The following is a 2210-nucleotide window of genomic DNA, read 5'->3' as shown; positions in this document are numbered from 1 at the left end:
ATCGCTGCATAGTTGAACAGTGATGTTCAGCAGTGTTCAGCGTAAATGTATCAGCAATTCTGCTGGCTGAGAAAGAATCCCCGTCCTTTAGGGCGGGGGGTATGTCAACCAAAAAGGCCCCCATGTATGAATCAGGGGGGCTTTCGTAAGTCCTGGCTTTGCACTTGCCTAGCGAAGTGGGGAATCCAGCAGAATGACCAGGCGTTCTTCCAAAAACTTCAGGTTGGCCAACACTTGACTAAACGCTTCTTCCTGGGTCCAGTCCATGATCTCCATGGTTTTGTGAACCAGCGATTGCACCGGCACCGGCAAAGGGCCGAAGACATCCACCAGCCAGCGCACCGAGAAAGGATCGATGGTAATGTTCCCCTCAGCTCCCGGCCAGCCGTTGATGTTGACAGGCCCGTTGTCCCGAATGGCGTTGAGAAAAGCCTGCTTGGCATCCAACTTCACCAGAAGGGGGTGGGCTTGTACGGTGCCGTTCCACCATTCGTCGTTCGTAAACGGCTCAGCCTTGGGAATGCCGGGGTGCCCGCACCAAAAATCGATCAAGCGGGTCATGTTGGGGAAAATCAGCTCGATGAAGTGAAGCTTTTGCTCCTCGCTTAACTTATTGAGTTGCCGCATCGAGTAGGGCACCGGCTTGGTCAAGACCCTCTCCAACTTCCACTGCTGCCAATTCACCATGCTAATAAACTCGAGGCCGGCCTGCCTCAACATCTCAAACACCTGCGGCACCGTAAAGCCCTTGTCGCTGCGCAGCAGGAAGTTGGCCAGGATCCCCGCTGTGGTTTTGATGGCATCGCCGTTCCAGTGGCTCTTCACAAAGCTGGCGTCGGTGAGCGCTTCCATCACCTCTCGTAGCAGGGGCACCGCTTTAGCTGCCGGCTCATCCATCACCCCCAGCAGCTCCATGGCCTCCTGCATGTTGAAGATAAACTGACGCTGGTAAAGGCTGTGAACATTGGTGCGGATGATCCCATCGGGCTTGAGCACCTGCCGCATGCCTTTCAAACCGGCAACTGGGTCGTCCAGGAGGTAGAGAACGTCGTTGCAGGCAATAAAATCAAACTCCTCCCCCAGCGCGCTCATGTCGGTAATGTCCATAACGTAAAAGCGGGCGTTCTCGATCTTGTGGAACTTGAAACGCTGCTCCGCTATCTTGATAGACTCTGGGGAAATATCTACTCCCACATAGCGGGCGCCGGGGTTGGCTGTTGCCACAACTAAGGTTTCCCAACCGGAGCCGCAGCCGGCATTGAGGATCACCTTGCCTTCCGGGGATACCACCTTGCGATCCCTTAGGTACCTGGCCGTCGTGATGCTGTTGGCAAACAAAGCAAAGTTGTCGGTAACCGTCTGCTCAATTGGCACATTTGGGTAGGGAAACTCGTCAAACTGCGCCTGGACGGGGTTAGACACAGCGGTCTTTTCCATGGTGATCTCCCTGCTTTTAGGTATCCCAACACTCTTAGCACGTACCCTATCGTACTGCACAGCAAGCAAAAGACTGAGGCAAATCCAGAAAAGCCTGAGGATGGTATAGTGGTGGGGTGTTTTGTAACTACCTAACCTAGAATTCAGGGGAGTCGGGAAGAGGGATCCTTCGATGAGCCCCCGCAAGCGGCTGTTTTGGTTAATGGCAACTTTTCTCCTTGGAATTCTGGCTGCTTGTGGGCTAGCTAGCGGGCCCAGCCTCCTCAGTCGCCCAGAGACTTCATCGCCCGCCCCAGAAGGAGGCGTTGCTGCCTACTACGACGGCAACCCGCAATCGGTAACCATCCGCGATGCCGCCATTGCCTTTGCCATAGCCAACGGGATTACCCAGCCCAGCCAGATTGTCAGCTTTGTCAACAACGTCTTGAGGCTACAGCCCCCCCTCACCCTAGCTGAGGTGACCACGGCCGACCCCAATCCGGTGGCCATCTCCGATTTCGATGGGGATGGCACGCCAGGCACCATTCGGGATGCGGCTATTTTGTTTGCCGTTGCCACCTTGCAGAGCCGCGACGCCAACCGCATCAACACCTTTGTCAACACCGTTTTGCGGCTGCAACCTCCCCTCAACCTGACGCCTGAACAGGCAGCCAGACTGCCAGGGCCAGGATTTGTTCCCCCCACAAGTCCTCCAACGGCCTCGCCATCGCCGACACCACCCCCCCCACCGGAAGATCCATCGACACCAACGCCAACGCCCTCACCTCCTCCAC

The 2210-nt window shown here is 56.1% G+C and carries 1 protein-coding gene and 1 pseudogene; one reads left to right on the top strand and one right to left on the bottom strand.

What is annotated here, in order from left to right; translation table 11 throughout:
- Nucleotides 1–168: 168 nt before the first annotated feature.
- Nucleotides 169–1437 carry a class I SAM-dependent methyltransferase gene (locus NW848_RS15545; RefSeq protein WP_414403008.1) on the bottom strand — a complete coding sequence of 423 codons (1269 nt, stop codon included), beginning with the start codon at nucleotides 1435–1437 and terminating at the stop codon, nucleotides 169–171.
- 172 nt (nucleotides 1438–1609) lie between these two features.
- Here NW848_RS15545 and NW848_RS15540 point away from each other — a divergent pair.
- Nucleotides 1610–2210, top strand: a pseudogene (locus NW848_RS15540) (peptidase M8); the annotation flags it as partial.

The organism is Synechococcus sp. RC10A2 (assembly GCF_047502605.1).
The sequence above is the reverse complement of the archived record's forward strand: the minus strand, read 5'-3'. Positions and strand labels throughout refer to the sequence as shown.

Coding starts and splice junctions, on each gene's coding strand:
- NW848_RS15545 (WP_414403008.1), bottom strand. CDS start 1,437: ATGGAAAAGACCGCTGTGTCTAACCCCGTCCAGGCGCAGTTTGACGAG.